Source organism: Staphylococcus pseudoxylosus (genome assembly GCF_003697915.1).
Lineage (GTDB): Bacteria > Bacillota > Bacilli > Staphylococcales > Staphylococcaceae > Staphylococcus > Staphylococcus pseudoxylosus.
Genome location: NZ_RCVN01000117.1, coordinates 1 through 213 on the forward strand (window position 1 = coordinate 1; position 213 = coordinate 213).

The 213-nt window shown below is 33.3% G+C and carries 1 protein-coding gene; it reads left to right on the top strand.

Annotated features, from left to right (window positions below; genetic code table 11):
• Positions 1-213, top strand: a 213-nt coding sequence (locus D9V42_RS15045; RefSeq protein WP_158593201.1) for a PTS transporter subunit EIIC, incomplete at both ends; no start/stop codon positions are given.

Sequence of the window (213 nt, forward strand, 5' to 3'; positions counted from 1 at the left end):
TTGGTCTGCATATTAATCAAGTAGGTTATCAAGGACAAGTGTTACCTATGCTTGTAGCAGCTTATATCTTAGCCTCAATTGAAAAAGGGTTACGCAAAGTTATTCCAACGGTGTTAGATAATTTGTTAACACCATTGTTATCTATTTTTATAACAGCATTTCTAACATTTTCATTTGTAGGTCCAATCACTCGACAATTAGGTTACTGGTTAT